2 protein-coding genes are annotated in these 778 nt (G+C 43.4%); both read left to right on the top strand.

Annotated elements, in window-relative coordinates:
• The coding region (locus A3738_RS29925; protein ID WP_197473823.1) for a hypothetical protein at positions 1-182 on the top strand (182 nt) is incomplete at its 5' end.
• Positions 179-778, top strand: a 600-nt coding sequence (locus A3738_RS11925; RefSeq protein ID WP_068763606.1) for a metal ABC transporter permease, incomplete at its 3' end; no start/stop codon positions are given. The genes A3738_RS29925 and A3738_RS11925, both read left to right, overlap by 4 nt.

Raw genomic sequence — 778 nt, 5'->3', positions numbered from 1 at the left:
TAAATATTCTAAAAAAGTTTAGAGCGGCTGGCGGCACGATACTAATGATCGAGCACGACTGGACACTTATTCGTGAGCATTGTGATCATTGCTTCTGGGTTGATAAAACAATTCGAGAAATCGATCCTAGAACCATTCAAGTTCAGCAAACTCCTTTTGATCAAGAAGGGGCAGTTTCTTGAATATCATTTATGGCCAATTTAATGATTGGGTGAACGCGGGCTTATTGCCAGATATGTTCGGCTATGAATTCCTTATAAACGCCCTGCTTGCCAGCATGATGATAGGCCCACTTCTAGGCTTACTTGGAACACTTGTTGTCGTAAAACGACTTGCGTTTTTATCTGAGGCTGTAGGTCATAGCGTACTAACCGGCGTTAGCATCGGCATATTACTGGGTGAACCAGTAGAGTCACCACTGATCAGTTTATTTAGTTTCTCTATTCTTTTCGCGCTGTTACTGCAGTGGATCAAAGGACGATCAAGCATTCCTTATGACGCTTTAATTGGCGTGTTCTTATCCTTTGCTCTCGCCTTAGGGGCAGCTCTGCTTTTGTATGTTGCAAAACACGTCAACGCTCACTTGATAGAACAAGTGATGTTTGGCTCCATTCTCGTCACTACGGTGAATGATTTAGTGATGTTGGTGATTATTTGTAGCATCGTTGCAGTGCTGGCTTATCACTATGGCAACCACGCTTATTTGGTCGCGATATCACCTGAAGTAGCACACAGCCAGCGCATCAACACACGCCTTCATGACTATGCATTTGTCATT

The sequence above is a fragment of the Oleiphilus sp. HI0066 genome (assembly GCF_001635725.1).
Note: the sequence above shows the minus strand (reverse complement) of the source record. Positions and strands in the feature narration are given on the sequence as shown.